23 protein-coding genes and 2 tRNA genes are annotated in these 26,753 nt (G+C 69.2%); 12 read left to right on the top strand and 13 right to left on the bottom strand.

Annotated elements, in window-relative coordinates; all coding sequences use genetic code 11:
• Positions 1-126: 126 nt before the first annotated feature.
• Complete coding sequence (locus KEC56_RS10330) at positions 127-2,007, top strand: DUF8094 domain-containing protein (RefSeq protein WP_227530883.1); 1,881 nt, start codon at positions 127-129, stop codon at positions 2,005-2,007.
• Positions 2,004-2,951 carry a tetratricopeptide repeat protein gene (locus tag KEC56_RS10335; RefSeq protein WP_227530884.1) on the top strand — a complete coding sequence of 316 codons (948 nt, stop codon included), beginning with the start codon at positions 2,004-2,006 and terminating at the stop codon, positions 2,949-2,951. The genes KEC56_RS10330 and KEC56_RS10335 overlap by 4 nt, the downstream gene beginning before the upstream one ends.
• 9 nt (positions 2,952-2,960) lie before the next feature.
• Here KEC56_RS10335 and glgB read toward each other — a convergent pair whose 3' ends face one another.
• From glgB to glgX, 3 genes are read right to left on the bottom strand one after another with little or no spacing between them, the layout of a single operon-like run.
• Entirely contained in the window at positions 2,961-5,138 is a 2,178-nt protein-coding gene (gene glgB, locus KEC56_RS10340) for a 1,4-alpha-glucan branching protein GlgB (protein WP_227530957.1), read from the bottom strand.
• 5 nt (positions 5,139-5,143) lie between these two features.
• The gene (locus tag KEC56_RS10345) at positions 5,144-7,210 is read right to left on the bottom strand and encodes a maltotransferase domain-containing protein (RefSeq protein ID WP_372456268.1); all 2,067 of its coding nucleotides are present in this window, start codon (positions 7,208-7,210) and stop codon (positions 5,144-5,146) included.
• A 57-nt stretch (positions 7,211-7,267) separates the two neighbouring features.
• Positions 7,268-9,328, bottom strand: coding sequence for a glycogen debranching protein GlgX (gene glgX / locus KEC56_RS10350; RefSeq protein ID WP_227530885.1), 2,061 nt, complete (start codon positions 9,326-9,328; stop codon positions 7,268-7,270).
• 92 nt (positions 9,329-9,420) lie between these two features.
• Here glgX and KEC56_RS10355 point away from each other — a divergent pair, with 92 nt between their 5' ends.
• The 3 genes from KEC56_RS10355 to ligA are packed head-to-tail and all read left to right on the top strand — an operon-like array spanning position 9,421 to position 14,050.
• On the top strand, positions 9,421-10,596 hold the full coding sequence (locus KEC56_RS10355; RefSeq protein ID WP_227530886.1) for a cysteine desulfurase family protein: 1,176 nt from the start codon (positions 9,421-9,423) through the stop codon (positions 10,594-10,596).
• A 9-nt stretch (positions 10,597-10,605) separates the two neighbouring features.
• Positions 10,606-11,703, top strand: coding sequence for a tRNA 2-thiouridine(34) synthase MnmA (gene mnmA, locus KEC56_RS10360; protein ID WP_227530887.1), 1,098 nt, complete (start codon positions 10,606-10,608; stop codon positions 11,701-11,703).
• A 31-nt stretch (positions 11,704-11,734) separates the two neighbouring features.
• Positions 11,735-14,050: an NAD-dependent DNA ligase LigA gene (ligA, locus tag KEC56_RS10365; RefSeq protein ID WP_227530888.1), complete on the top strand. Its 2,316-nt coding sequence runs from the start codon at positions 11,735-11,737 to the stop codon at positions 14,048-14,050.
• Between the two features lie 5 nt (positions 14,051-14,055).
• Here ligA and KEC56_RS10370 read toward each other — a convergent pair whose 3' ends face one another.
• The 3 genes from KEC56_RS10370 to KEC56_RS10380 all read right to left on the bottom strand — a co-directional run bounded on the left by KEC56_RS10370 (position 14,056) and on the right by KEC56_RS10380 (position 17,989).
• Positions 14,056-14,328: an acylphosphatase gene (locus KEC56_RS10370; protein WP_227530889.1), complete on the bottom strand. Its 273-nt coding sequence runs from the start codon at positions 14,326-14,328 to the stop codon at positions 14,056-14,058.
• A 100-nt stretch (positions 14,329-14,428) separates the two neighbouring features.
• On the bottom strand, positions 14,429-16,243 hold the full coding sequence (locus KEC56_RS10375) for a DEAD/DEAH box helicase (RefSeq protein WP_227530890.1): 1,815 nt from the start codon (positions 16,241-16,243) through the stop codon (positions 14,429-14,431).
• 48 nt (positions 16,244-16,291) lie between these two features.
• Positions 16,292-17,989: a long-chain-fatty-acid--CoA ligase gene (locus KEC56_RS10380; RefSeq protein WP_227530891.1), complete on the bottom strand. Its 1,698-nt coding sequence runs from the start codon at positions 17,987-17,989 to the stop codon at positions 16,292-16,294.
• Between the two features lie 28 nt (positions 17,990-18,017).
• Between KEC56_RS10380 and gatC the strand changes: the two genes are divergently transcribed.
• The 6 genes from gatC (at position 18,018) to KEC56_RS10410 (ending at position 23,712) form a co-directional block, all read left to right on the top strand.
• On the top strand, positions 18,018-18,317 hold the full coding sequence (gene gatC, locus KEC56_RS10385) for an Asp-tRNA(Asn)/Glu-tRNA(Gln) amidotransferase subunit GatC (RefSeq protein WP_175988734.1): 300 nt from the start codon (positions 18,018-18,020) through the stop codon (positions 18,315-18,317).
• Entirely contained in the window at positions 18,314-19,831 is a 1,518-nt protein-coding gene (gene gatA / locus KEC56_RS10390; RefSeq protein WP_227530892.1) for an Asp-tRNA(Asn)/Glu-tRNA(Gln) amidotransferase subunit GatA, read from the top strand. Before gatC ends, gatA begins: the two co-directional genes overlap by 4 nt.
• Complete coding sequence (gatB, locus tag KEC56_RS10395; protein WP_227530893.1) at positions 19,831-21,369, top strand: Asp-tRNA(Asn)/Glu-tRNA(Gln) amidotransferase subunit GatB; 1,539 nt, start codon at positions 19,831-19,833, stop codon at positions 21,367-21,369. The genes gatA and gatB overlap by 1 nt, the downstream gene beginning before the upstream one ends.
• A gap of 162 nt (positions 21,370-21,531) precedes the next feature.
• Positions 21,532-22,788: a DNA polymerase IV gene (gene dinB / locus KEC56_RS10400; RefSeq protein ID WP_227530894.1), complete on the top strand. Its 1,257-nt coding sequence runs from the start codon at positions 21,532-21,534 to the stop codon at positions 22,786-22,788.
• A gap of 38 nt (positions 22,789-22,826) precedes the next feature.
• On the top strand, positions 22,827-23,147 hold the full coding sequence (locus KEC56_RS10405; protein ID WP_227530895.1) for a hypothetical protein: 321 nt from the start codon (positions 22,827-22,829) through the stop codon (positions 23,145-23,147).
• A complete protein-coding gene (locus KEC56_RS10410) occupies positions 23,131-23,712 on the top strand; it encodes a nucleoside/nucleotide kinase family protein (protein WP_175988723.1) in 582 nt (193 codons plus the stop codon). The genes KEC56_RS10405 and KEC56_RS10410 overlap by 17 nt, the downstream gene beginning before the upstream one ends.
• A gap of 6 nt (positions 23,713-23,718) precedes the next feature.
• On the opposite strand, the gene KEC56_RS10415 is transcribed toward KEC56_RS10410, so the two are convergent.
• The 6 genes from KEC56_RS10415 to orn all read right to left on the bottom strand — a co-directional run bounded on the left by KEC56_RS10415 (position 23,719) and on the right by orn (position 26,307).
• Positions 23,719-24,222, bottom strand: coding sequence for a DUF2017 family protein (locus KEC56_RS10415; RefSeq protein WP_227530896.1), 504 nt, complete (start codon positions 24,220-24,222; stop codon positions 23,719-23,721).
• The gene (gene clpS, locus KEC56_RS10420) at positions 24,219-24,515 is read right to left on the bottom strand and encodes an ATP-dependent Clp protease adapter ClpS (protein WP_227530897.1); all 297 of its coding nucleotides are present in this window, start codon (positions 24,513-24,515) and stop codon (positions 24,219-24,221) included. The genes KEC56_RS10415 and clpS overlap by 4 nt, the downstream gene beginning before the upstream one ends.
• The gene (locus KEC56_RS10425; protein WP_175988717.1) at positions 24,512-24,859 is read right to left on the bottom strand and encodes a metallopeptidase family protein; all 348 of its coding nucleotides are present in this window, start codon (positions 24,857-24,859) and stop codon (positions 24,512-24,514) included. The genes clpS and KEC56_RS10425 overlap by 4 nt, the downstream gene beginning before the upstream one ends.
• 28 nt (positions 24,860-24,887) lie before the next feature.
• Positions 24,888-25,514, bottom strand: coding sequence for a LysE family transporter (locus KEC56_RS10430; protein WP_175988715.1), 627 nt, complete (start codon positions 25,512-25,514; stop codon positions 24,888-24,890).
• Between the two features lie 55 nt (positions 25,515-25,569).
• Positions 25,570-25,645 (bottom strand) — tRNA-His (locus tag KEC56_RS10435).
• Positions 25,646-25,680: 35 nt separating this feature from the next.
• Positions 25,681-26,307, bottom strand: coding sequence for an oligoribonuclease (orn, locus tag KEC56_RS10440; protein ID WP_175988713.1), 627 nt, complete (start codon positions 26,305-26,307; stop codon positions 25,681-25,683).
• 53 nt (positions 26,308-26,360) lie between these two features.
• Here orn and KEC56_RS10445 point away from each other — a divergent pair.
• Positions 26,361-26,432: transfer RNA gene (locus KEC56_RS10445), tRNA-Arg, on the top strand.
• A gap of 2 nt (positions 26,433-26,434) precedes the next feature.
• Here the strand turns inward: KEC56_RS10445 and KEC56_RS10450 are convergent.
• Positions 26,435-26,704 (bottom strand): hypothetical protein, encoded by a 270-nt coding sequence (locus tag KEC56_RS10450; protein ID WP_227530898.1) that lies wholly within the window; start codon positions 26,702-26,704, stop codon positions 26,435-26,437.
• Positions 26,705-26,753: the final 49 nt, after the last annotated feature.

Below are 26,753 nucleotides of genomic sequence, written 5' to 3' on the forward strand. Positions count from 1 at the left end.
CCACCCGAACGGCGACGTGCCGAGGCCCAGGCGCCCCTCGTAGTCAACACTCAGGCAGTTTCGATAGTCTGGAACGTCGAGCGGTGACGCGGACTGGGAGTCCGTGTTGCGTAAGGAGACTTTTTCGTGCGTTTCGTCTGGGCCGTCGTGGCCTTCGTCCTGGCCACGCTTCTCATCGGAGCGGGCATCGCTCAGCGAACGATCTTCATGGGCCCCGCAGCCCAACAGGTCGAGCTGAGCGTCGAGGACTCGACCCCGTTCGTGCTGGTCGACGGCGCCGTACTGCGCGCGAACCCGGGCCAGCAGACGCTGCTCGTCCGCGGTGACGGCGATCTCTTCGCCGCCTACGGGCGCACGGCCGACATGCAGGCGTGGCTCTCGGACGCGACATACACGGCGATCGATCTGGACACCGACGGCGAACCGACGAGCACGGTCGTCGAGCCCGCGGTGCAGCCCGAGGAAGGCGAGCCGGCCGAGGGCGAGACCGAGCAGACGGGGCGCAACCCCGCCGGATCCGACCTGTGGCTGGACTCGTTCAGTGAATCCGATCAGCTGATCACCGACATGCAGCTGCCCGAGGGCATGAGCATCCTGATCGCGAAGGACGGCACAGAGCCCGCGCCGTCCGACATCATGGTGTCCTGGCCCGTAGACCGCTCGACCCCGCTGGTCGGGCCGCTGATCACCGCCGGCGGCATCGTGCTGCTGGTCGGTCTCGTGCTCTACGTGCTCGCGATCCGTCATCAGCGCCGCGGTCGTGGCCCGCGCCGCAAGGGCCCGGGGCCCCTGCCCGTGACCGAGCCGATCGACCTCTCGGTGGAACCGGCACCGGTGCGTGAGGCGCTCGAGGAGCCGAAGGACGCGGACGCCGCATCCGGATCGGACTCCGAAGCGGCGGCCGATGCGAAGGAGAAGCGCACTGAGCGACGGGCGCTGAAGGGTCGCCGCCTTCTGGTGCTGCCGGCGCTGGGACTCGCCGGCCTCATGTTCGCCGGCTGCTCGAGCGACTCCTGGCCGCAGTTCGACGCGGCCACCCCGACGCCGACCCCGACGCAGACCGTCATCACGCCCGAGAACCAGAAACCGCCGGCAGTGACCCAGGCGCAGGCCTCCCGCATCCTGCAGAGCATCTCCGCGACGATCGAGCAGGCCGACGCCGATCGCGACATCGACCTGGCGGGTACCCGCCTTTCGGGCATGGCGCTCGATGCTCGCAGCACGGACTACACGCTGCGCGGGACCCTGGCCGATCGTGAGCCGCCCGCGGCCATTCCGACCGAGGCGATCGAGGTACTGCTTCCGCAGGCCACCGACGAGTGGCCGCGCACCGTGCTCGTACTCAGCAAGAGCAAGAGCGACGACACGATTGCGCCGACCATCCTCACGATGACCCAGGCAGACCCGTGGTCGAACTACATGGTCACGAACATCGCCGAGATGCAGGCATCGACCGAGATCCCTCAGCTCGCGCCGGCGTGGCTCGGGACGAGCCTGATCACCGAGAACGCCGCGGCCTTCCTCACCCTCGCCCCCGACGAGCTCGCAACCGCTTTCGCGGACGTCGTGGATTCGGGGGAGAAGAGCGAGTACTACGGCTCGTTCGATCCGGTCGCGCTCTCGCTCGCGGACTCCATCGTGCAGAGCCGCAACGCCGTGACTCAGGCCCTCGCCGACGGCGGCGCAGCCGAGACGTCGCAGGCGGCCTTCGACGTCGCTCCCAGCGACGATCCCGCTGTCGCGATGGCGACGCTCGACAGCGGCGCGATCGTCGCTGTCTCGCTCGTCGATCAGGAGAAGATCACGCCGAAGACATCCGATGCGGTGATCCGTTTCGGCGAGAACCCCGAGGCGAAGGCGCTGACAGGTGCCGAGGAGGCGTCGAATGGCGTCGTGACGACCTACGGTCTGCAGCTGTTCTTCTCCGTGCCCAGCCAGGGCTCGACCGAGCAGGTCCGCCTGCTCGCCGTGCACCAGGACATCCTCAACGTGGAAGTGATCAAGTGAGCGACATCTCCCCGGCCGCCCTGCGTGGCGCCGTCGACCTCTCGTCCCTGCGCAATCGGCCGGCGGCCCCGGCGAATCCGGCCTCCGCGCCCGATGGCGACCAGACACCGGTGCAGGGCGGGCTCATCGTCGATGTGACGGATGCCACGTTCGGACAGGTTCTGGAGCTTTCACGCACGGTCCCCGTCGTCGTCGATCTGTGGGCAGAGTGGTGCGGGCCGTGCAAGCAGCTCAGCCCCATCCTCGAGAAGGTCGTCACCGAACTCTCCGGCCGGGTCGTGCTCGCCAAGGTCGACGTCGACGCCAATCCGCAGCTGGCCCAGAGCTTCCGCGCGCAGTCGATCCCGATGGTCGTGGCGCTCATCGCCGGACAGCCCGTGCCGATGTTCACGGGAGCCGTGCCCGAGGAGCAGGTGCGCCAGGTCTTCGACCAGCTCCTGCAGGTCGCGGCGCAGAACGGCGTGACCGGCAGCGTCGACGTCACGGGCGAGGCGGACGCGCAGGGCGCTGACGAGCCCCAGGAGGCCCCGCTTCCGCCGTTGCACGCCGAGGCGTTCGCCGCGATCGAGCGCGGCGACTACGCGGCTGCGATCGCGGCGTACGAGAAGGCGCTGGCTGAGAACCCGCGCGATGAGGATGCTCGTGCAGGGCTCGGACAGGTCCGCCTGCTCGATCGCGTGCAGGGACTGGATCTGCAGGAGGCCCGCGCAGCCGCGGCAGCAGCCCCGCAGGACGTTCAGGCGCAGTTCGCCGTGGCCGACCTGGACATCTCGGGCGGGCACGTCGAAGACGCCTTCGGCAGGCTCCTCGACCTGTTCGCCGCACTGCCGTCCGACCAGCGCGCACCCGTGCGCGAGCGGCTGGTAGAGCTGTTCGGCCTCATCGGCGCGGACGACCCGCGCGTCACCGCAGCCCGCAACAGGCTCTCGTCGCTGCTGTTCTGACGCCGGTCCTCAGCTGCGCTCCGGCCGGTAGCGCAGCCAGAGCGTCGACAGCGGGGGGAGGGTGATCTTCGCCCTGGGTGTGCCGAGGTCGTCCGACGCGTGCGCGGCGACGCGTCCGTAGTTGCCGATGCCGGATCCGCCGTACTCGGTGGCGTCGGTGTTCAGGATCTCTTCCCACACACCGGCGACGGGCAGATCGATCTCGAGGTTCGCGCGCTCGACGCCAGCGAAGTTGCTGGCCACGACGACGCGCCCGCCGTGCAGGTCGCGCCGCTCGAAGACGATCACCGTGGGATCCCAGCTCGGCGCCCCGAGCCTGCGGAAGCGGGTGCTGTCGCCGTCGCGCTCCCACAGCGGCGCCGTGCCGCGGTAGACGGCGTTCATGGCGCCGACGAATCGCTGAAGCTGTGCATGCGCCGGCTGATCGAGCAGCCACCAGTCCAGCGGGCGGCTCTCGGACCATTCGGACAGCTGCCCGAACTCCTGCCCCATGAACAGCAGGTTCTTGCCCGGGTGGCCCCACATGTAAGCGAGATAGGCGCGAACGTTCGCGAGCTTGTGCGCATGGTCGCCCGGCATCTTCGAGAGCAGACTGCCCTTGCCGTGCACGACCTCGTCGTGACTGATCGGCAGGAGGTAGTTCTCGCCGAAGGCGTACACGAACGAGAACGTCATCTCGCCCTCGTGGTGGGAGCGGTACATCGGATCGCGGGAGATGTACTGGAGCGAGTCGTTCATCCAGCCCATGTTCCACTTGAACCCGAAGCCGAGACCGGCCTGATCGGTGCGGGCCGTGACGCCGGGGAAGCTCGTCGACTCCTCGGCGATCATGATGATCCCGGGGTGGGTGCGGTACGCGGTGGCGTTGACCTCCTGCAGGAACCGGATCGCCTCGAGGTTCTCGCGCCCGCCGTGCACGTTCGGCTCCCACTCGCCGTCACGGCGCGAGTAGTCGAGGTACAGCATGGATGCCACGGCATCCACGCGCAGTCCGTCGATGTGGAACTCCTCGAACCAGTACAGCGCGTTCGCCACGAGGAACCCGCGCACCTCGGGGCGCCCGTAGTCGAAGATCAGGGTGCCCCAGTCCTGGTGCTCACCGCGGCGGGGATCCGGATGCTCGTAGAGCGGCCGCCCATCGAACCGCGCCAGCGCGAAGTCGTCCTTGGGGAAGTGGCCGGGCACCCAGTCCAGGATGACGCCGATCCCAGCCTGATGAAGCCGGTCGATGAGATACCGCAGGTCGTCGGGCGTCCCGAACCGGGCCGTCGGGGCGTAATAACCGGTGACCTGGTAACCCCACGACCCCCCGAACGGATGCTCCGCGAGAGGCATGAACTCGACGTGGGTGAATCCCGTCTCGGTGACGTGCTCGATGAGCGGATCCGCGATCTCGCGATAGCCGAGTCCCTCCCGCCAGGATCCGAGGTGGAGTTCATAGATGCTCATCGGCTGGGCGACCGCGTGGGTCGCCGCGCGGCGCGTCATCCAGGCGCCGTCCTTCCAGCTGTACGCGGAGAACGGGACGACCGAGGCCGTCTCGGGCGGCACCTGAGTGCGCTGCGCCATCGGATCGGCTTTGAGGATCCACGCCCCGTCCGGTGTGAGGATCTCGTACTTGTACGTCATCCCCGGGGACGCACCGGGGATGAACAGCTCCCAGACGCCGCTCGAGCCCATCGAGCGCATGCTGTGGCCCTGGCCGTTCCATCCGTTGTGGTCTCCCACGACGCGGACCGCCCGCGCATTCGGGGCCCACACGGCGAATGCCACGCCGATCTCGCCGTCGAGGAGGTGCGCGCCCGCGCCCAGCACCTCCCACAGCCGTTCGTGCCTGCCCTCGTTCAGGAGGTGCAGGTCGAGCTCGCCGATCGACGGCAGATGGCGGTAGGGATCGCCCGCCGTCTGCTCGTCTCCGCCCTCGTAGACGGTCACGAGTTGATACGGCACCGGCGCACCGAGGTGGTCGCCCTGCCATATGCCGTCAGCGGCATGCTGGAGGGGGACGCGTGTGCCGTTCTTGAGGAGGGCGACCACGCTCTCGGCGAGCGGACGCAGGGCTCGGATCGTGGTCGATGTGCGCCCGGCGGAATCGATGGTCGGGTGGGGACCGAGGACATCATGCGGTGCGTGGTGGGCGCCGGCGGCGACGGCCGCCCAGTCGGCGGGGACATGCGGCTTCGTCATGGCGCTCATGGGCGGCCCTTCACGTGGAGGATGTGCACGGGCTCGGCGAACGCGTCGAGCCGGACGTAGTCGTGATCGGTCCAGGTCCAGGTCGCACCGGTGACGAGGTCCTCGACCTCGAACGGATCACCGGGTTCGACCCCCCACACCCGCGTGTCGAGATGGATCGTGGTCTCGCGGACGGAATGCGGGTCGACATTGACGACGACGATCAGCGTGTCGGCCTCTCCGGTGCCGGTGAACGCCGCGTCCAGGTGCTTCGAGTACACGAGCACGGCGTCGTCGTCGCTCCAGTGCACGTTCAGGTTGCGCAGCTGGCGCAGCGCGGGGTGTGCACGGCGGATCTCGTTCAGCCGACGCAGATACGGCGCGAGGGAGTCGCCGGCGGCTTCGGCTCCGGCGAAGTCCCGCAGCTTGTACTCGTACTTCTCGTTGTCGATGTTCTCCTCGGAGCCGGGTCGCGCGACGTTCTCGTACAGCTCGTAGCCCGCGTACACCCCGTACGTGGGAGCGGCGGTCGCGGCGATCGCCGCGCGGATCCGGTACGCGGCGCGGCCGCCGAACTGGAGGTACTCCGTGAGGATGTCGGGTGTGTTCACGAAGAGGTTCGGGCGCAGGTAGTCGGCGGTGTCGACGGCGAGACCGGTGAGGAATTCCTCGAGTTCGCGCTTGGTGTTCCGCCACGTGAAGTACGTGTAGCTCTGCTGGAATCCGGCTGCGGCCAGCCCCCGCAGCGGCGCGGGCCGGGTGAATGCCTCGGCGAGGAAGACGACGTCCGGATCGATCTCGGTGACGCGGGCGATCAGCCACTCCCAGAACTGCAGCGGCTTGGTGTGCGGGTTGTCGACGCGGAAGACCCGCACGCCCTGGGCGATCCAGTGCTGGACCACGCGCAGAACCTCCTGACGGAGGCCCTCCGGATCGCCGTCGAAGTTCAGTGGATAGATGTCCTGGTACTTCTTCGGCGGGTTCTCCGCATACGCGATCGTGCCGTCGGGGAGGGCAGTGAACCAATCCGGATGCTCGGCGACCCAGGGATGATCAGGGGATGCCTGCAGCGCGAGGTCCAGGGCGACCTCGATGCCCCTGCGGCGTGCTTCGCCCACGAAATGCCGGAAGTCGGCGAGCGTTCCGAGGTCGGGGTGGACGGCGTCGTGACCGCCCTCCGCGGCGCCGATGGCCCAGGGCGAGCCGGGGTCGCCGGGTCCGGCGTGCAGTGTGTTGTTCGGCCCCTTGCGGTGCGTCCGTCCGATCGGGTGGATGGGCGGGAGGTACAGCACTTCGAACCCCATGTCGGCGACACGCTGGAGGTGGGCTGCGGCTGTGCCGAACGTTCCGCTCGTGATGCTGCCGTCCTTCTCCTGCTTCGCGCCCTCGGAACGCGGGAAGAACTCGTACCAGGCGGCGACCCCGGCGACCGTGCGTTCGACGAGGAGGCGGTGCTCCTTCGTCTGGGACGACAGCGACATCAGCGGCCGTTCGGCGAAGAGGGCCGCCAGATCGGCATCCGTGGCGATGGCCAGGGCGGCCTCGGCATCACCATCGTCGAGCAGCGCGGAGAACCTGGCCAGAGTCGACCGTTCGGCCGCCGGGCGGGTCCTGTCGGTCGCGGCGTCGGCGAGAAGGTCGCGTCCGAGCGCCGCCATCACCGGCGCGTCGACGCCGGCGGCGATCTTCACGGCCGCGGCGTGAGCCCAGGTCGCGAAGTCGTCCGCGAACGCCTCGAAGCGATAGCGCCACGGACCCTGCGCGTCGAGCGCGATGTCGGTCGACCAGCGGTCGGTGCCGTCGGCCAGCGCCGTCAGCCGATGCAGCGACTTCTCGCCGTCCGGTGCGGTCAGGCGCACGTGTACGCCGATCCGGTCATGCCCCTCCCGGAAGGCGACGACGCTGAACGGCACGACCTCTCCGGCGAAAGATTTCGCCGCGAAACCACCGGGGACGGCGGGCCGCGCATCCGCGAGGGGGATGCGGCCGGTCAGCGTGCCCGGCGACGGTGTCGCGGCCCGGGGCCGCAGAGGGATCTGAGCGGGGCTACGAAGCGCCGCGGGACGTTTGCCAGAAGCTGCCACACCCCGAATGTACCGTGCCGCGGTGCCGCGCAGAACCCGTCGTCGGGCGCGCGCCGACTACTCGACGCGGAACAGGCGCATGGACGTGCCGGGGGTGGGCACGAGATCTCCCGGAGCGAACTTCTCCATCGCGTCGCTCGGCCGCTCGTCGGCGCTGGACCAGAGCGAGACGAACGTCGTCGCGCCGTCGATCTCCGGCAACCGGACGTCGGTGGGGGACTCCGTGCCGTGCACGATCAGCAGGATGCGGTTGACCGGCTCGTCGACGGGCGTGGACTCGGCCACGTACTGCAGTGTTCGGCTTCCCGGATCCGTCCAGTGCGTCTCATCCATCGTCTCGCCGCGCTGGTTGTACCAGTCCATGACCGACGCGTTGGGGGTGTGGACGTCGCGCCGTGCGTATCGCGACGGTCGCAGTGCCGGGTTCTCGCGCCGCAGGCGCGTGAGAGCCGCCACGTGCGCGCGCAGGTCCTCCTGCCAGGGCTCGAGCTCCCAGCTCAGCCAGGTCATGGGGGAGTCCTGCGCATAGGCGTTGTTGTTGCCGCGCTGCGTGCGCCCGGTCTCGTCGCCGGCTGTGATCATCGGGATGCCCGCCGAGAGCAGCAGGGTGCCGAGGAGGTTCCGCATGGCCTTCCGGCGAGCGGCGCCGATCGCGGGATCGTCGGTCGGGCCCTCGACGCCGTGATTGAACGCCCTGTTGGTGTCGGCGCCGTCGCGGTTCTCCTCGCCGTTGGCCTCGTTGTGCTTGATGTCGTAGCTGACGAGGTCGTGCAGCGTGAAGCCGTCGTGCGCGGTGATGAAGTTGACTCCGGCGAGAGGCCCGCGCTCCTTGCTGAACGTGTTGGACGAGCCGGCGAGGCGCGTCGCGAAACCGCCGATGCCGACCGGTGCCGACGCCCGCCGCGCGTAGTCGATGTCGCTGAGCCAGAAGTTGCGCACGCGGTCGCGGTAGCGGTCGTTCCACTCGTGCCAGCCCGGCGCGAAGTTCCCGGTCTGCCAGCCGCCGAGCCCCACATCCCAGGGCTCAGCGATGAGCTTGGCGCCCGCCAGAGCCGGATCGTCCCGGATCGCCAGCAGCAACGGGTGCTCGCGGGAGTACTCGTGCGCGGCATCCCGGCCGAGGGCAGCGGCGAGGTCGAAGCGGAATCCGTCGATCTGCATCTCGTTCGCCCAGTAGCGGAGCGAGTCCAGGACCAGACGCGCGCCGGCATCCGTCGCGGTGTTCAGCGTGTTGCCGCATCCGGTGGTGTCGATGTACGCGCCGTCCGGTTGCTGGCGGTAGTAGGTCGCGTTGTCGATGCCGCGCAGGCTCGACCGCGGTCCGCCGATGCCCTCTTCGGACGTGTGGTTGTACACCACGTCGAGGATCACCTCGAGGCCGGCCTCGTGCAGCAGCTTCACCATGCCCTTGAACTCGGCGAGCACAGCCTCGGGGCCCTGCTTGCGCGCCTCGTCGGTGGCGTAGGCGGCGTGCGGGGTGAAGAAGTTGAGGGTGTTGTATCCCCAGTAGTTCGTCAGACCCCGCTCGAGCAGACGCGGCTCGGACACGAAGGCGTGCACGGGCAGCAGCTCGATCGAGGTGACGCCGAGCGAGCGGAAGTGCTCGATCATCGCCGGGTGCGCGAGGCCCGCGTACGTGCCGTGCAACGCCGGCGGCATGTCGGGATGCCGTTTGCTGACGCCCTTGAGATGGGCTTCGTAGATGACGGTGCGGTCCAGGGGGACGCGGGGTTTCGCGATCCCGCCCCAGTCGAAGCCGTCCTCGATGACGACCGAGCGCCAGTCCTCGTAGCCCGTGCCCTCGGCGAGTCCGCGTCCGTAGGGGTCGAGCAGGAGCGTCTCGGGGTTGAACATGTTGCCGGGCCCGTGCGGGCCGCCCACCCGAAGCGCGTACCGGGTGCCCGGCTGCAGAAGGGGAGTGGTGATCTCCCACACCCCGTCGGGATCGCGCTCGAGGGTCGCCTCGTCGGTGACCCAGTCCAGATCGGTCTCGTCGAACACGACCAGTTCGATGGACGAGGCGTTCTGCGACCAGACGCGCAGGGTCGCGACGCCGTCGTGCAGGCGCACGCCGAGGTGATCGAGGGCAGCACCGCCTGGGGCTGTGAATTCGGGCATGAGTAAAGAATAGGGGCGATGCGCTGGGGTCTCGCCGGATCCGGGACCCGGTTCCAGATGCCGCACCGGTCGAAATGGGGGAGAGTTGAGGGATGCGGTTCTATCTCGACCATGCGGCGACGACCCCTCTGCGTCCGGAGGCGCGCGAGGCGTGGCTCACGGCCGCCGAGGTCGTGGGCAACGCCGCGTCGACGCACGGTGCGGGTCAGGACGCCCGCCGGCTGCTCGAGGATGCGCGCGAGACCATCGCCGAGGCGCTCGGGTGCGACCCGATCGAGGTCGTGCTGACGTCGGGTGGCACCGAGTCCATCAACACGGCGCTGCACGGCATGTGGACATCGCGCGCAGCGGATGCCGATGCCGTCGTCCTCCCCGATGGCGAGCATCACGCGACCATGGACACCGTCATGGCGCTGGCAGCCGCCGGCGCGCTGGTCCGCCCGGTTGCGCTGACAGCTCTCGGGCGCATCGAACCGGCGGCGTTCGCCGACGCGCTCCCCGGCGCTGCGCTGGCCACTGCGCTCGTCGCGAACAACGAGGTCGGAACGCTCAACGACGCGCGCGCTCTGTCCGCGGCGGCTGCGGCTGCCGGGGTGCCGCTGCATCTCGACGCCGTCGCGGCCCTCGGACACGTGCCGCTCTCCTTCAGGGAGCTGCGGTCGGTTGCCGCGGCCGGGACCGGGTTGGTGGCCATGAGTATCGCCGGGCACAAGATCGGCGCACCGGTCGGGGTCGGGGCGCTCGTGGTGGCTCGGACGGCCAGGATGGCTCCGCTGCTGCACGGCGGCGCGCAGCAGCGCGGTCTTCGCCCCGGTACCCAGGACGTACCGGGGGCGGCGGCGCTGGCGGCCGCACTCATGGCCGCCAGGTCCGAGTTCGACGTCGAGAATGCGCGGCTCACCGGGCTCCGCGACCGGCTCGTCGACGGCATCCGCACTGCCGTTCCCGCCGCCCGTCTGCTCGGCGATCCCGTCGACCGGCTCCCGGGCAATGCGCACATCCTGTTTCCGGGCGCTGTGGGGGAGAGTCTGCTCTTCCTCCTGGACGTCGCCGGTGTCGCGGCATCCACGGGATCCGCCTGTCAGGCAGGCGTCGCCGAGCCCTCGCACGTCGTCATGGCGATGGGCGGCAGCGAGCGGGACGCCCGGAGCGTCCTGCGCTTCACGCTCGGCCGCACGTCGACAGACGCCGATGTCGACGCCGTGCTCGGTGCCATCGCCGATGCCTACGCGCGGGCGTCCGGTGCCCGCTCAGCCGGACGCTCGTAGACTGGGGTCATGCGGATCCTTGCGGCCATGAGCGGTGGCGTCGACTCCGCCGTCGCTGCCGCGCGTGCCGTGGAGGCGGGCCACGACGTCACCGGCGTTCACCTCGCCCTCTCCAGGGCCGGTGGGACGCTGCGGACGGGCAGTCGCGGCTGCTGCACGATCGAGGATGCGATGGATGCCCGGCGTGCCGCCGATGTGCTCGGCATCCCGTTCTACGTCTGGGACTTCTCCGAGCGCTTCCGCGACGACGTGATCGACGACTTCATCTCGGAGTATCAGGCCGGCCGCACCCCCAACCCGTGCATGCGGTGCAACGAGAAGATCAAGTTCGCCGCCCTCCTCGAGCGTGCGCTGGAACTCGGCTTCGACGCGGTGTGCACCGGGCACTATGCCAACCTCGTCTCCACCGAGACGGGGCTCGAGCTGCACCGTGCCGCCGACGACGCCAAGGACCAGTCGTACGTTCTCGGCGTGCTGACCGCCGAGCAGCTCGCGCACACGTACTTCCCGCTGGGCGAGACGCCGTCGAAGGCGATCGTGCGCGCCGAGGCTGCCTCGCGCGGCCTCAGCGTCGCGCAGAAACCCGACAGTCACGACATCTGCTTCATCCCCGACGGCGACACGCGCGGCTGGCTGGCCGAGAAGGTCGGGGCCGAGCAGGGCGAGATCCTGGACCGCGACGGTCAGGTCGTCGGATCGCACGACGGCGCGCACGCGTTCACCGTCGGGCAGCGGCGAGGACTCAAGCTCGGCATCCCTGCGCCCGACGGCAAGCCCCGCTTCGTTCTCGAGGTCCGTCCGGTGACGAACACGGTCGTCGTCGGTCCGAAGGAGGCGCTCGCGATCGGCGAGATCTCGGGGGAGCGGCACTCGTGGGCAGGGGCCGCGCCCACGTCGGACGAGTTCGACTGCGAGGTGCAGATCCGTGCGCACTCCGAACCCGTCCCCGCGCATGCGTCGGTCTCGGCCGACGGGGTGACGGTCGTGCCGGATGTGCCGCTGGACGGCGTGGCGCCGGGCCAGACCGCGGTGCTCTACGTCGGCACCCGCGTGCTCGGCCAGTTCACGATCGACCGGACCGTATCGGCGGTTCCCGTCTCGGCCTGAGAATGTCGGTGTGCGCTCCTAAACTGAGACGGTGCCGGAGAACATCTCGCTGGAAGACGCCCGCGTCGAGGCAGAAGAGCTGACCACACGCATCCTCGAGGCGAAGGACGCGTACTACGGGCGCGATACCTCGCTGGTGGATGACGCGACGTACGACGGGTGGATGCACCGCCTCGAAGAACTCGAGCGACTGCATCCCGAGCTGCAGGGGCAGGATTCCCCGACGCAGATGGTCGGCGCCGCGCAGGCGACGGGACTGGCGACCATCGAGCACGCCGAGCGGATGCTGAGCCTCGACAACGTCTTCTCGATCGAGGAGCTGCGTGAGTGGGCGGCGAAGACCCGCTCGGCCGCAGGGCGCGACGTCGCCTGGCTCACTGAACTGAAGATCGACGGCCTCGCGATCAATCTGCGCTACGAGAACGGCGTGCTCACCTCGGCGGCCACGCGCGGTGACGGCCGCGTCGGCGAGATCGTCACCGAGAACGCGCTGCGCCTGCCGATGATCCCGGAGCGCCTGAGCGGCGAAGGACACCCCGAGATCGTCGAGGTCCGCGGCGAGGTGTTCATCCCGGTCGCGGCGTTCGAGCGCCTCAACGCCGCGCAGGCCGACCTCCGCGAGCGGGCGTACGCCGATGCGCTCGCTCGATGGGAGGGGCGCGGCGGCGCGAAGCGTCCCTTCGAGGAGGAGAAGGCGCGCAGCGCTGCGGCTCGTCGGTTCCCGGCCTTCGCCAATCCGCGCAACGCCGCCAGCGGTGGCCTGCGCCAGCAGATCGACAAGAAGGACGGGCTCGAACTCGAGGCTGGGCTGCTGCGGATCGCGTCGCTCGACCTGTACGTGCACGGCATCGGCGCATGGACGAACCCGCCCGTCGCCGCCCAGAGCGAGGTGTACGACCTGCTCGCGTCGTGGGGGCTCCCGGTCAGTCCGCACTCGAAGGTCTGCACGTCGATCGACGAGGTCGCCGAGTTCGTGGCGTACTTCGGCGAGCATCGCCACGACATCGAGCACGAGCTCGACGGCATCGTCGTCAAGGTCGACGAACTCGCACTCCACGATGAACTGGGCACGACCTCACGGGCGCCGCGCTGGGCGATCGCCTACAAGTACCCGCCGGAGGAGGTGCAGACGAAGCTGCTCGACATCGTCGTCTCCGTCGGTCGCACCGGGCGCGCCACGCCATTCGCGGTGATGGAGCCTGCGCACGTCGCAGGGTCCGTGGTCCGGCAGGCCACCCTGCACAACAAGGACGTCGTGAAGGCCAAGGGCGTGCTGATCGGCGACACCGTCGTCCTGCGCAAGGCGGGCGATGTCATCCCCGAGGTGCTCGGGCCCGTGGTCGAACGTCGAGACGGCACCGAGCGCGAGTTCGTCATGCCCGCGGACTGCCCCGAGTGCGGCACGCCGCTGCGGCCCATGAAGGAGGGCGACATCGACCTGCGCTGCCCGAACGCGCGTTCGTGCCCGGCGCAGGTCCGCGGCCGTGTCGAGCACATCGGTTCGCGGGGCGCCCTCGACGTGGAGGCGCTCGGAGAGGTGACCGCTGCGGCGCTGACGCAGGCCGAGCCGCCCGCCGTCGCCCCGCTGGACACCGAGGCCGGCCTGTTCACCCTCACCCTCGAGCAGATCGTGCCCATCGAAGTCGTGGTGCGCGACGCCGAGACGGGGCTGCCGAAGGAGGACGACGACGGCATCGTCAAGACCCGCGCGCCGTTCCGCCGCAATCCCACCGCGGCCGAGAAGAAGCAGGGGATCGAGGGGCCGCAACCGTCGTCGCAGGCACAGACGCTGCTCGCCGAGCTCGAGAAGGCCAAGACCAAGGAGCTGTGGCGTCTGCTGGTTTCGCTCAACATCCGGCATGTCGGTCCGGTCGCGGCGCGAGCGTTGGCGCAGTGGTTCGGGTCGCTCGATGCCATCCGGGCCGCGACGCGTGAAGAGCTCGCCGCCGTCGAAGGCGTGGGCGGGATCATCGCCGACTCGCTGCGGGACTGGTTCGAGGTCGACTGGCACGTCGACATCGTCGAGCAGTGGGCTGCAGCAGGCGTCCAGTGGGCGACGCCGGGGCACCCGGGGCCGGGTGCTGCGGCGGCCCTGGGCGGCGTGCTCGACGGGCTCACCGTGGTGGCGACAGGGTCGCTCGAAGGTTACACGCGCGACGGTGCTCAGGAGGCGATCATCAAGGCCGGCGGCAAGGCTGCATCGAGCGTCTCCAAGAAGACCGACTTCGTCGCCGCAGGCCCCGGGGCCGGCTCCAAGCTCGCGAAGGCGGAGGAACTCGGCATCCGCATCCTGGATGCCGCGCAGTTCCACCTCCTCGTGACCGAGGGCCCCGACGCGCTCGCCTGACGAGGTCAGGTCGAGCGGATGCTGAAGCCCGCCCCCGGCTGTGCTGCGGCTGCCGTGACGTCGACGCCGTCAACGCGTGAACCGATCGGTCCCGCGGCCATCGCGTCGAGGACCGCCTGAACGGCGGCATCCGAACCGTGCAGCTCCGCCTCGACCGACCCGTCGCGGAGATTGCGCACCCAGCCGGTGACGCCCTGAGCGTCCGCGGCATCCCGTACGAACCAGCGGAATCCGACGCCCTGCACGCGTCCGCGCACCACGACCCGCACCGACTTCATGTCTTCAGCTTGCTCGCATTTCCGAAGCGCAACGGGGTTTGCGGCATGACACGGGCGCAGGTGGCCCGGGTCTCATGCTGCAAACCCCGTGTCGAGGAACTCAGCCCTTGTGCCGCGGCTTGCGCGCCGGGCGGTCGTCGTACGACGGACGGTCCCCGCGCTCGTAGCCGCTGTCACGGTCCTCGCGCGGGCGGCGCGCACCGCCTCCGCGCGGGCCGCGGTCGGGCTTGATCTCGATCGCGCGTCCCGAGATGCGGGTGTCGCGCAGCTTCTCGAGCACGGATGCCGGCATGTTCGCCGGAAGCTCCACGATCGAGAAGTCGGGGCGGATGTTGATCGCACCGAAGTCGTCGCGGCCGAGGCCGCCCTCGTTCGCGAGCGCGCCGACGATCTGGCGGGGCTCGACGCGGTGACGGCGTCCGACCTCGATCCGGTACGGCGCGTAGTCACCGCGGCTGCGGCGCTCGCGTGGCTCGCGTGCCGGGCGGTCGCGGTCACGGCCCTCGCGCGGCGGACGGTTCTCGCGGGCGACGGCGGCGGTCAGCTCATCGTTCTCGGGGTCGAGCAGCAGAGGAGTCTCACCCTGCGCGACGACGGCGAGGGCCGCGGCGACATCGGCCTCGGGCACGTCGTGGTTGCGGACGTAGTGGGCGATGATGTCGCGGAACTTCTCGATGCGGTCGCCTTCGCCCAGGGCAGCGGTGATCGCGTCGTCGAAGCGTGCGAGCCGCGTGGTGTTGACGTCCTCGGTGGTCGGCAGCTGCATCTGCGTCGGCTGCTGGCGGGTCGCCTTCTCGATGTGCTTGAGAAGGTAGCGCTCGCGCGGGGTGATGAAGCTGATCGCATCTCCCGAGCGGCCCGCACGGCCGGTGCGGCCGATCCGGTGCACGTACGACTCGGTGTCGGTGGGGATGTCGAAGTTCACGACGTGGCTGATGCGCTCCACGTCCAACCCGCGGGCGGCGACATCGGTGGCGACGAGGATGTCGAGCTTGCCGTCCTTGAGCTGATTGACGCTGCGCTCGCGCTGCACCTGGGGCACGTCGCCGTTGATCGCCGCCGCCGAGTATCCGCGGGCACGCAGCTTCTCGGCCAGCGTCTCCGTCTCGTTCTTGGTGCGGACGAACACGATCATCCCGTCGAAGTTCTCGACCTCGAGGATGCGGGTGAGTGCGTCGACCTTCTGCTGGTACGAGACGACGAGGTAGCGCTGCGTGATGTTCTGGTTGGTCGTGGTCTTCGCCGTGATCGCGACTTCTTCCGGCGCGTTCAGGTACTGCTGGGCGAGGCGCCGGATCGCGGCGGGCATCGTCGCCGAGAACAGCGCGACCTGCTTGTCGGACGGGGTCTGGGCGAGGATCTGCTCGACATCCTCGGCGAAGCCCATCTTGAGCATCTCGTCGGCCTCGTCGAGCACGAGGTACTTCAGCTCGGACAGGTCGAGGGTGCCCTTGGCCTGGTGGTCCATGATGCGCCCCGGCGTGCCGACGACGATGTGCACGCCGCGCCGCAGCGCCGACAGCTGCACGCCGTAGCCCTGACCGCCGTAGACCGGCAGCACGCGGACGTCCTTCATGCGCGACGCGTACGCCTCGAACGCCTCGCACACCTGCAGCGCGAGCTCGCGGGTCGGGGCGAGCACGAGCGCCTGGGGAGTCTTCTGCGACAGGTCGAGGTTCTCGAGCACGGGAAGCGCGAAGGCGGCGGTCTTGCCTGTTCCGGTCTGCGCGGTGCCGAGAACGTCACGGCCCTGGATCAGCAACGGGATGGTCGCCGCCTGGATCGGCGATGGCGTCTCGTAGCCCAGGTCGCGGACGGCCTTGAGGACGGGCCCGGTGATGCCGAGCTCCTCGAATCCGGGTGTCGTGGTCGACTCGTCGGCGGGCTCGGTGCTGGGTGCGTCTTCAGGGGTCACTGATCAAAGGTAGCGCCCCGCGCCCGCGCTTGTCTGGGAGAACGCGCGTCAACTGCCGGTGAGGGCTGTGATCTTCTCCTTGACCTGGCGGCGCAGCACCTTGCCGATGAGCGACTTGGGCAGCTCGTCGACGACGAACAGGCGCCGCGGGACCTTGTACGGGGTGAGGATGCTGCGGGCGAAGGTGCGGATGGCGTCCTCGTCGAGCTCTGCGCCGGCATCCAGCACGACGGCGGCGACGACCTCTTCACCCGAGTGGCCGCTGGGCAGTCCCACGACGGCGACGTCCTCGATGGACGGATGCTGACGAAGCACGTTCTCGACCTCGGTGGGCGAGACGTTGAAGCCGCCGGTGATGATGAGCTCCTTGATCCGGTCGACGATCCGCACGAAGCCGGCGTCATCGATCGTCACGATGTCGCCCGTGCGGTACCAGCCGTCGACGAACGCCGCTTCCGTCGCCTCGGGCTTGCCGTAGTACCCGGAGAACACCTGCGGCCCGCGGACGACGAGCTCGCCGGGGGTGCCGGGCTCGACATCCTTCGTCGGTTCGTCCGGGTCGACGACCCGGCACTCGGTTCCGGGGAGCGGCAGCCCGACGGTACCGGCGACGCGGTTCTCGGCCACGGGATTCGCCATGAGCACGGGGGAGCATTCGCTGAGCCCGTATCCCTCGACGAGGTAGCCGCCGCTGGCGGCTTCGAACGGCACGACCAGCTCATGCGGCAACGCCATGGCGCCCGAGATCGCGACCTCGGTTCCCGCCAAGGAGATGCCCTTCGCCGTGGCAGCGGCCAGCAGGCGCTCGGCGATCGGCGGCACGAGCGGCAGGAACGTCGGCGGATGCTTCTTCACGACGTCGAGGACGAGGTCCGGGTCGAACTTGGGGAAGAGCACGAGCCGCGCACCCATCGACATCGCGAACGTCAGACAGAGCGTGAGCCCGTAGGCGTGGAACATCGGCAGCACCGCGTACACGACGCAGCCGTTGCCGCGGGTGATCGAGGGAACCCACGACTGGGCCTGGGCCGCATTGGCGAGCAGGTTCCGATGCGTGAGCGCGGCGCCCTTGGGCGTGCCTGTCGTGCCGGACGTGTACTGGATGATCGCGAGGTCGTCGGTGGCCGGACGCGGGTGCGATGCCGGCAGCGGCTCGGAGCGCACGATCTGCTCCCACGAGATCGCCCCGCGGACCTTCTCGGTGAGCGCTTCACGCGACTCGCGGGCCTTCGCGATCGGCAGCTTCAGGGCGAGACGGGTGAGCGTCGGCATGGCCGTGGTCACATCGACGGAGATGAGCGAGGTCACCGCAAGATCTTGAGGGAAGTCCTGCACGGTCTTCACGACCTTGCTCCACACGATGGCGTGCTTGGCGCCGTGGTCCTCGAACTGCTTGCGCAGCTCGCGCGCCGTGTACAGCGGGTTGTGCTCGACGACGATCGCGCCCAGCCGCAGCACGGCGTAGAAGGCGACGATGTGCTGCGGGCAGTTGGGCAGCACGATGGCGACGGGGTCGCCGGCGCGCACGCCGAGCGCATGGAGCCCTGCGGCGGCACGATCGATCGCCTCCTGCATCTGCCCGTACGAGGTCGTCCGGCCGAAGAACTCCAGCGCCGGAGCATCCGGGTAGTCCCGCGCCGAGGCTGCCACGATGTCGATGAGCGAGCCGCTGACGGGAGCGAGCTCGGCGGGAACACCCTCGGCGTAGCTGGCGATCCAGGGACGAGGGGGAACGAACGTCGTCATGGTCTCAGCCTAGAACTAGACTTGGGGAGTGTCTGAAATCACCCCTGATCTTGTGCGCCATCTCGGCGTGCTCGCGCGCATCCAGCTGAACGACGACGAGGTGACGCGGCTCACGGGCCAGCTCGATGCCATCGTCGACAACATCGCCAAGGTCTCGCAGGTCGCGACGCCCGACGTGGTGGCCACGAGTCACCCGATTCCGCTGGCGAACGTGTTCCGACCCGACGAGGTCGGCGACACGCTCACCCACGAGCAGGTGCTGCAGAACGCGCCGGATGCCGCCGACGGCCGCTTCCGCGTGACCGCGATCCTCGGGGAGGAGCAGTGAGCGACATCATCCGACTGACCGCCGCCGAGCTCGCCGAGAAGCTCTCCGCCGGCGAGGTCTCCAGCCGCGAGGCCACCCAGGCGCACCTCGACCGCATCGCCGCTGTCGACGGCGACGTCCACGCCTTCCTGCACGTCAACGACGGTGCTCTCGCCGCCGCAGACGCGATCGACACGGCCCGCGCCGCGGGGGAGCAGCTCCACCCGCTCGCCGGCGTCCCGCTGGCGATCAAGGACGTGCTGGTGACCACCGATCAGCCGACCACGAGCGGGTCGAAGATCCTCGAGGGCTACATGTCGCCCTACGACGCCACGGTCGTCGCCCGTTCGCGCGCCGCCGGTCTCGTGCCGCTCGGAAAGACGAACATGGACGAGTTCGCGATGGGCTCCTCCACCGAGCACTCCGCCTACGGCCCGACCCGCAACCCCTGGGACCTCGACCGGATCCCCGGGGGGTCCGGCGGCGGTTCGGCGGCCGCGGTCGCCGCGTTCGAAGCACCTCTCGCCCTGGGCTCTGACACCGGAGGGTCGATCCGGCAGCCGGCGCACGTCACAGGCACGGTCGGCGTCAAGCCGACCTACGGCGGCGTCAGCCGCTACGGTGCGATCGCGCTGGCCTCGAGCCTCGACCAGGTCGGTCCCGTCACGCGCACCGTGCTCGACTCGGGCCTCCTGCACGACGTCATCGCCGGGCACGACCCGCACGATTCGACCTCCCTCACCGACGCCTGGCCGTCGTTCGCGGATGCCGCACGCGAGGGCGCACGCGGGGACGTTCTCAAGGGGCTGAAGGTCGGCGTCATCAAGGAACTCCCGGACTCCGGTTTCCAGCCCGGCGTCGCGGCATCCTTCCGCGCCTCGCTCGACCTGCTGGAGCGGAACGGCGCCGAGATCGTCGAGATCTCCACTCCCCACTTCGAATACGGTGTCGCCGCGTACTACCTGATCCTCCCCGCCGAGGCATCCAGCAACCTGGCGAAGTTCGACTCCGTGCGCTTCGGCCTCCGCGTCACGCCGGACGGCAACCCGACCGTCGAGGACGTCATGTCGGCCACCCGCGACGCCGGTTTCGGCGACGAGGTCAAGCGCCGGATCATCCTCGGCACCTACGCGCTGTCGGCCGGGTACTACGACGCCTACTACGGCAGCGCGCAGAAGGTGCGCACGCTCATCCAGCAGGACTTCGACCGCGCGTTCGCCGAGGTCGACGTCATCGCGACGCCGACGGCGCCGACCACGGCGTTCAAGATCGGCGAGCGGATCGACGACCCGCTGCAGATGTATCTGAACGACGTCACGACGATCCCGGCGAACCTCGCCGGCGTCCCCGGCATCTCGATCCCCTCGGGGCTGGCAGATGACGACGGTCTGCCCGTCGGCATCCAGTTCCTCGCGCCTGCGCGTGAGGATGCCCGTCTGTACCGGGTCGGCGCCGCGCTCGAAACACTGCTGGTCGACTCGTGGGGAGCGTCGCTGCTCACCCGAGCCCCGCAGCTTGCAGGAGGGAACCGCTGATGGCCGCGGCAAAGCTGATGGATTTCGACAAGGCGCTCGAACTGTTCGAGCCGGTGCTCGGCTTCGAGGTGCACGTCGAACTCAACACGAACACGAAGATGTTCTCGGCCGCGCCCAACCCGGCCAACGAGAAGTATCACGCAGCTGAGCCGAACACGCTCATCGCACCGGTCGACCTGGGACTTCCCGGCGCGATGCCGGTCGTGAACGAGACGGCGATCCGGTCATCGATCAGCCTCGGGCTCGCGCTGAACTGCTCGATCGCCGAGTCCAGCCGGTTCGCGCGGAAGAACTACTTCTACCCGGACCTCGGCAAGAACTACCAGATCTCCCAGTACGACGAGCCGATCGCGTACGAGGGCTCCGTCGAGGTCGAGCTCGAGGACGGCACGCTCGTGACCGTTCCGATCGAGCGCGCGCACATGGAGGAGGATGCGGGCAAGCTGACCCACATGGGCGGCGCCACCGGGCGCATCCAGGGGGCGGAGTACTCGCTCGTCGACTACAACCGCGCCGGAGTCCCGCTCGTCGAGATCGTGACGAAGACGATCTTCGGTGCGGATCACCGAGCGCCGGAGGTCGCCAAGGCCTACGTGTCGACGATCCGCGACATCGTGCGCAGTCTCGGCATCTCCGAGGCGCGCCTGGAGCGCGGCAACCTGCGCTGCGACGCGAACGTGTCGCTGCGGCCGCGCACAGCCGAGGGCGAGGAGCCGGCACCGCTCGGCACCCGCACAGAGACGAAGAACGTCAACTCCATGCGGTCCGTCGAGCGCGCAGTCCGCTACGAGATCCAGCGCCAGGCGCAGATCCTCCATGACGGCGGTTCGATCACGCAGGAGACCCGTCACTGGCACGAGGACACCGGCACGACCTCGCCCGGTCGCCCGAAGTCGGATGCGGACGACTACCGCTACTTCCCGGAGCCGGATCTGCTCCCCGTGCAGCCGGCGGCCTCTCTCGTCGAGGAGCTGCGCGCAGCCCTGCCCGAGCAGCCGGTGGCTCGTCGTCGCCGGCTGAAGGCCGAATGGGGGTTCACCGACCTCGAGTACCAGGACGTGCGCAACAGCGATCTGGTCGATGCCGTCGAGGCGACGATCGCCGCGGGTTCGACGCCTGCTGCCGCCCGCAAGTGGTGGACGGGTGAGATCACCCGTCTCGCGAACGCGCAGGAGAAGGATGCCGCGACACTGGTCAGCCCCGAGAACGTCGCAGCCCTGCAGAAGCTCGTGGACGAGGGAACCCTGACCGACAAGCTCGCACGTCAGGTCCTCGAGGGCGTCATCGCCGGCGAGGGAACGCCGCAGGAGGTCGTGGATGGCCGCGGACTCGCGGTCGTCTCGGATGACGGGGCCCTCATCGCGGCGATCGACGAGGCGCTGGCCGCTCAGCCCGACGTCATGGCCAAGATCAAGGACGGCAAGGTGCAGGCCGCAGGCGCCATCATCGGTGCCGTGATGAAGGCCATGAAGGGGCAGGCGGACGCCGCACGCGTGCGCGAGCTCGTTCTGGCCCGCGCAGCGGAGCCAGAAGCTTAGGCGAAGTCTCGAGCGCGCCGCCCAGTAGCGCCGCCTCGTGCCCCGACACTTCGGGGGCCGCGGGCCCGGATGTCGGACCGATTCACGTGATCGGTCCGACATCCGTCGTTTCGGCCCCCGGACTGTTCGTCGGATGTCGGTGCCCTCGGCGAGAATGGACGTATGGGGCGCGGTGACGGACGTGGCCGCATCGTCTCACCCGACGGTGCGGACGACAGCGGCACGCGCATCCTGCACGTCGACATGGATGCGTTCTACGCGGCCGTCGAGGTGCTCGATGACCCGTCGCTGCGCGGACTGCCGCTGATCATCGGGGCGCCGGACGGCCGTTCGGTCGTCTCGAGCGCATCGTACGAGGCTCGTCGCTACGGTGTGCGCGCCGCGATGCCGGTCGGTCAGGCCATGCGCCTGTGCCCGACGGCGAAGATCGTGATGCCGCATTTCGAGCGCTACCAGGCCGTCTCGAAGCAGGTGATGGGGGTGTTCGAGTCGATCACACCGCTCGTGGAGCCGCTGTCCGTCGACGAGGCGTTCCTCGACGTCCAGGGGGTGCGCCGGCTGTGGGGGAGCCCAGGACGGATCGCGCGCATGGTGCGCGAGCGCGTGCACGCCGAGGTCGGGATCACGTGCAGCGTCGGCGTCGCCGCGACCAAGCACGTCGCGAAGATGGCCTCGACGCTCTCCAAGCCCGACGGTCTGCTGATCGTCGCGGCGGCCGACACGCTCGACTTCCTCACGTCGCGCTCGGTCCGTGCGCTGTGGGGCGTGGGGCCGAAGGCCTCCGAGGCGCTGGAGGCCCGCGGCATCCGCACGATCGGCGACATCAGGAACTCCCCGCAGGACATGCTCGATCGTGCCGTCGGACCCGCCCTGGGCGCGCGCATAGCGCAGCTCGCGCGCGGCATGGATGCGCGCGAGGTCGAGACGGAGCGGGTGGAGAAGAGCGTCGGTCACGAGGAGACCTTCGACGTCGACATCACCGATCGCGAGTTCCTTCGCGCCGAGCTCCTGCGACTCGCCGATCGGGTGGCGGTGCGGCTGCGCCGAGCAGACTGGGAGTGCGGCACGGTCGCCATCAAGGTGCGCTTCGACGACTTCACCACTCTCAGCCGGTCGCAGACCCTCACGGAGCCGACCTCCGTCGGGCAGCGCATCGGCGAGGCAGCGCAGAGCCTCTACGAGTCGATCGACCGGCGGGATCCGATCCGCCTGATCGGGGTGCGCGCCGAGAAGCTGCGGTCGGCGGGCAGCGCCGCTTTCGCCCTGTGGGACGACGACGAGCACTGGCGCAAGGTCGAGGGAGCGCTGGATGACGCGCGGGCCCGGTTCGGCAACGCCACGATCACGCGCGCTCGGCACATCGGCCGCGGCGACGGGCGGGGCGCCGCGCGGCATCCCAAGGATCACGGGGTCGATTGAACTCCCCGGTGTGGCGTTTCGCCCTGTACCGTGGAGTCATGCCGAACATCGCACTGGACCTCGGAAAGCAGATCTCCGCCTTCGGCGTGAAGGCCGCCTACGGCGAGCCGCAGGACATCGACGGCGTGAGCATCACCCCTGTCGCCCTGACCTGGGCCGGGTTCGGCGGCGGCGCCGACCAGGACCAGAACGGCGGCGGCGGAGGAGGCGGTGTCTCCATTCCTCTCGGCGTATACGTTCGTCGCGAAGAGGGGTTGCGATTCGAGCCCAACATCGTCGCGTTGCTCGCTGTCGGCATTCCGTTCGTCTGGGTCGCCGGGCGGGCTCTCTCGCGCGTGATCCGTGCCCTCAAGAAGTAACGACCCCGTCGAACAGGCGCTCCGCCGCGGCGCCGCCGAGGTCATCGAAGCCGTCGTCGCCGTTGCGGCATCCAATCCGGTCGTGCTGATCGACGGACGAGCGGGGGCGGGGAAGACGACCCTGTCGCGCATGGTCGCCGCGAACTGGCCCGTCGCCGGGAGGCCTCAGCTGATCGCCCTGGACTCGCTGTACCCGGGCTGGGACGGTCTCGACGCGGGTGCCGAGCGTGCGCTGCACGACATCCTGCGCCCGCACGCACGCGGTCTGCTGAGCACGTGGCGGCGCTGGGACTGGGAGGACGAGGTGGAGGCGGAGGCCTACGCCGTCACTCCCGCGCTCGGAGTGATCCTCGAGGGGTGCGGCGCTCTCAATGCGGCATCCGCCCGCCTGGCGGATGTGCGGGTATGGGTCGAGTCGCCGGCGCCGTCGCGCAAGCGCCGCGCGCTGGACCGCGACGGCGACGGATTCCGCCCGCATTGGGACCGCTGGGCGGCCCAAGAGGAGCGTCATCTGCAGCGTGATGACCCGCGCGCGCTTGCGACGCTGACCGTCGCGATCCCCTAGAGCGATTCAGGCCTGGTCACGGGCGTCGTCCAGTCCGTCGGCGATCGCGATCAGGCCGTCGAGGCGGTAAGCGAGCCAGTCGTAGACCCCGAACCGCGGATCGTCGAGGTCGTGCTCGTCGTCGATCGTGATGCCGAGGCGTCCGGCGATGACCAGGCGCAGCGCGGTGATCGTGCGCAGCCAGGAATCGATGTCGACGACGCGGATCGCGACATCGACGTGTTCACGCTCGTCGTCGGGGTCGTCGTCGCCGTCGAGGAACGGTGAGAGCGCTCCGCGAACGATCGCGGCATCGGCGGTGCGGCGGTCGAGCAGGTCGTCGCGGGTCGCTGCGGCGAACGCCTCGGCGGCATCGGGGTCGTCGGGATACGGTGCCGGGACGAGACGGTCGACGGCGGGATCGGGATGCCCGTCAGCCGCGGCGATAACCTCGGTGAGCTGGTCGATGAGAGCGGCGAGATGCTGAACCTCGATCGGCGCGAGGCGGAACGAGATCGTGCGTGCGGTCACTGCGGTGCCTTCCGCACGGTCGCCCACAGGCCGTAGTCGTGCATGGCCTGCGCATGCACCTCCATGGTCTCCCTCGGTCCGGTGGCGACGATCGCGTGTCCGTCGTGGTGCACAGCGAGCATCAGCGTCGTCGCGTGCTCCGCCGTGTAGCCGAAGTAGGTGCGGAACACCCGCACGACGTAGCTCATGAGGTTCACGGGATCGTTCCAGACGACGACCTGCCACGGCTCGAGAGGCGCGGCCCGAAGGTCGAGCGTCTCGTCGAGATGGGGGAGTGCGACTGGGGTGCTCATGCCCACCCCAGCTCGTGCAACTGGTCGTCATCGATGCCGAAGAAGTGCGCGATCTCATGCACGAGCGTGGTGTGCACCTCGTGGCGGAGATCCTCCTCGTTCTCGGCCTGGGCGAGGTGCGGCTCGCGGTAGACGATGATGCGATCGGGCAGTTCGCCCATGCCGTAGTGGCCGCGCTCTGTGAGGGCGAGCCCGTCGTACAGCCCGAGCAGGTCGAGGCTGCCGTCCTCGGGCCGATCCTCGACGACGAAGACGACGTTGTCGAGGTCCTGGACCATCTCTTCCGGCAGCAGGTCGAGCTCGTCGACGACGAGCTTCTCGAAGGTCGCGGCATCCATCTCCATCGTCGTCCAGCCTACGGCCCGCTTCGGGTCAGTGGACGAACAGGAGGAGCGCGGACACGAACAGGAACATCGTCCCGAAGATGATGTTCAGCGTGCGGACGCCGCGGCGGGTCCGGGTGAGCGCGCGGAAGGGCCGGGCGGCGGTCGCGAAGAACCCCCACATGACGATCACGTCGACGACGATGACCGTGCCGATGAGGATCAGATACTGCGGGAGCGCTGGCTGGTCGAGGCGGATGAACTGCGGGACGAACGCGAGGAAGAAGACGATCGCCTTCGGGTTGAGCACGTTGACCCAGAAGCCGCGGCGGATCATCGCGAACCGGCCTTCCCGGGGCGGAGGAGTGCCGTCGGATGCCGCGGGCTCGGGGACCCGGGCGAGGATCATGCGGATGCCGAGGAACGCGAGATAGGCGGCACCGGCGTAGCGCACGATGTCGAACAGGAGCGGGGAGCGGGAGACGAGCAGGCCGACGCCGGCGGCCACGATGATGACGTGCACGATGAGCGCGAGCTGCTGGCCGATCACGCCCCAGACGGATCGGCGCCACCCGTGCGCGAGCGCGTTCGACATCGTGTTGATCGCTCCGGCTCCGGGCGTGAAACTGATCACGACGGATGCGGTGAGGAGCGAGAGCCAGACCGTCAGTGACACAGCACAATCCTAGGGAGATGGAGAAGGCCGGATCATGCGATCCGGCCTTCGTGCATGGGGTGGCTGACGGGGCTTGAACCCGCGACCCCCGCGACCACAACGCGGTGCTCTACCAACTGAGCTACAGCCACCATGTGTCCGTCGAGTGGACAACCCCTCAAGTGTATTACACCTCTGAAGCGAACGATGACACCGTGCGTTCGGCGATCGCGCGCGCCTCGTCGCTGTTCGGTCCCGGGTCCGCGACGAACACGGCCTCGCGGTAGTACTGCAGCTCGCGGATGGATTCGAGAATGTCGGCGAGCGCCCGGTGGCCGCCGTCTTTGGCGGGAGCCTGGAAGAACACGCGCGGATACCAGCGTCGGGAGAGCTCCTTGACGCTGGACACGTCGACGTTGCGGTAGTGCAGCCACTGGTCGATCTGCGGCATGTACTTGGCGAGGAACATCCGGTCGGTGCCGATCGTGTTGCCGGCCAGGGGAGCCTTGCGCTCGACCGGGACGAACCGCTTGATGTACTCGAGGGTCTGCTCTTCGGCGTCAGTCAGAGACACCCCGTGCGGGATCTCGTCGATGAGCCCGGACGTCGTGTGCATGTCGGTGACGAATTCGCCCATGTTCGCCAGCGCGGCCTCGCTCGGCTTGATGACGACATGGAACCCGGGGTCGAGGGGGCGGAGCTCGAAGTCGGTCACGACGACGGCGATCTCGACGAGTTCGTCGACCGAGAGATCGAGTCCCGTCATCTCGCAGTCGATCCAGACGAGTCGGTCGTTCTCGGACGCAGATACCATCCCCTCATTGTAGTGAGGGCGCCGACACCGGCTTTGGTACCGTAGGAAGGTACGCCTCCGTAGCTCAGAGGAAGAGCATCGGCTTTCTAATCCGTTGGTCGCAGGTTCGATTCCTGCCGGGGGCGCTTCACCCGTTGCGGAGGGCCTGCACGGCATCGTCCGGACGCCAGAAGTCGCCGACGAGCCGGAAGGCGCCGGTCGCGAGGTGCAGGCGCTCGGCGCGGTAGTGCAGGCCCAGCGGATCGGCGACGATGCGCAGATGGCCGAGGATGCGGCCTGCCTCGTTCTGCACGCGCCACAGATGGTCGGACGCGCGCACCAGATGTTCGCGATCGGAGGCGAGTCGCGGCGCCGCGTAGGGGATCTCGGGAACAGGGTGCTTCTGGGTGGTGGTCATCATCTTCTCCCTTCGATTCGAACATATGAGCGACCACGGACATTCGATC

The sequence above is a fragment of the Microbacterium tenebrionis genome (assembly GCF_020682665.1).
Taxonomy (GTDB): Bacteria; Actinomycetota; Actinomycetes; order Actinomycetales; family Microbacteriaceae; genus Microbacterium; species Microbacterium tenebrionis.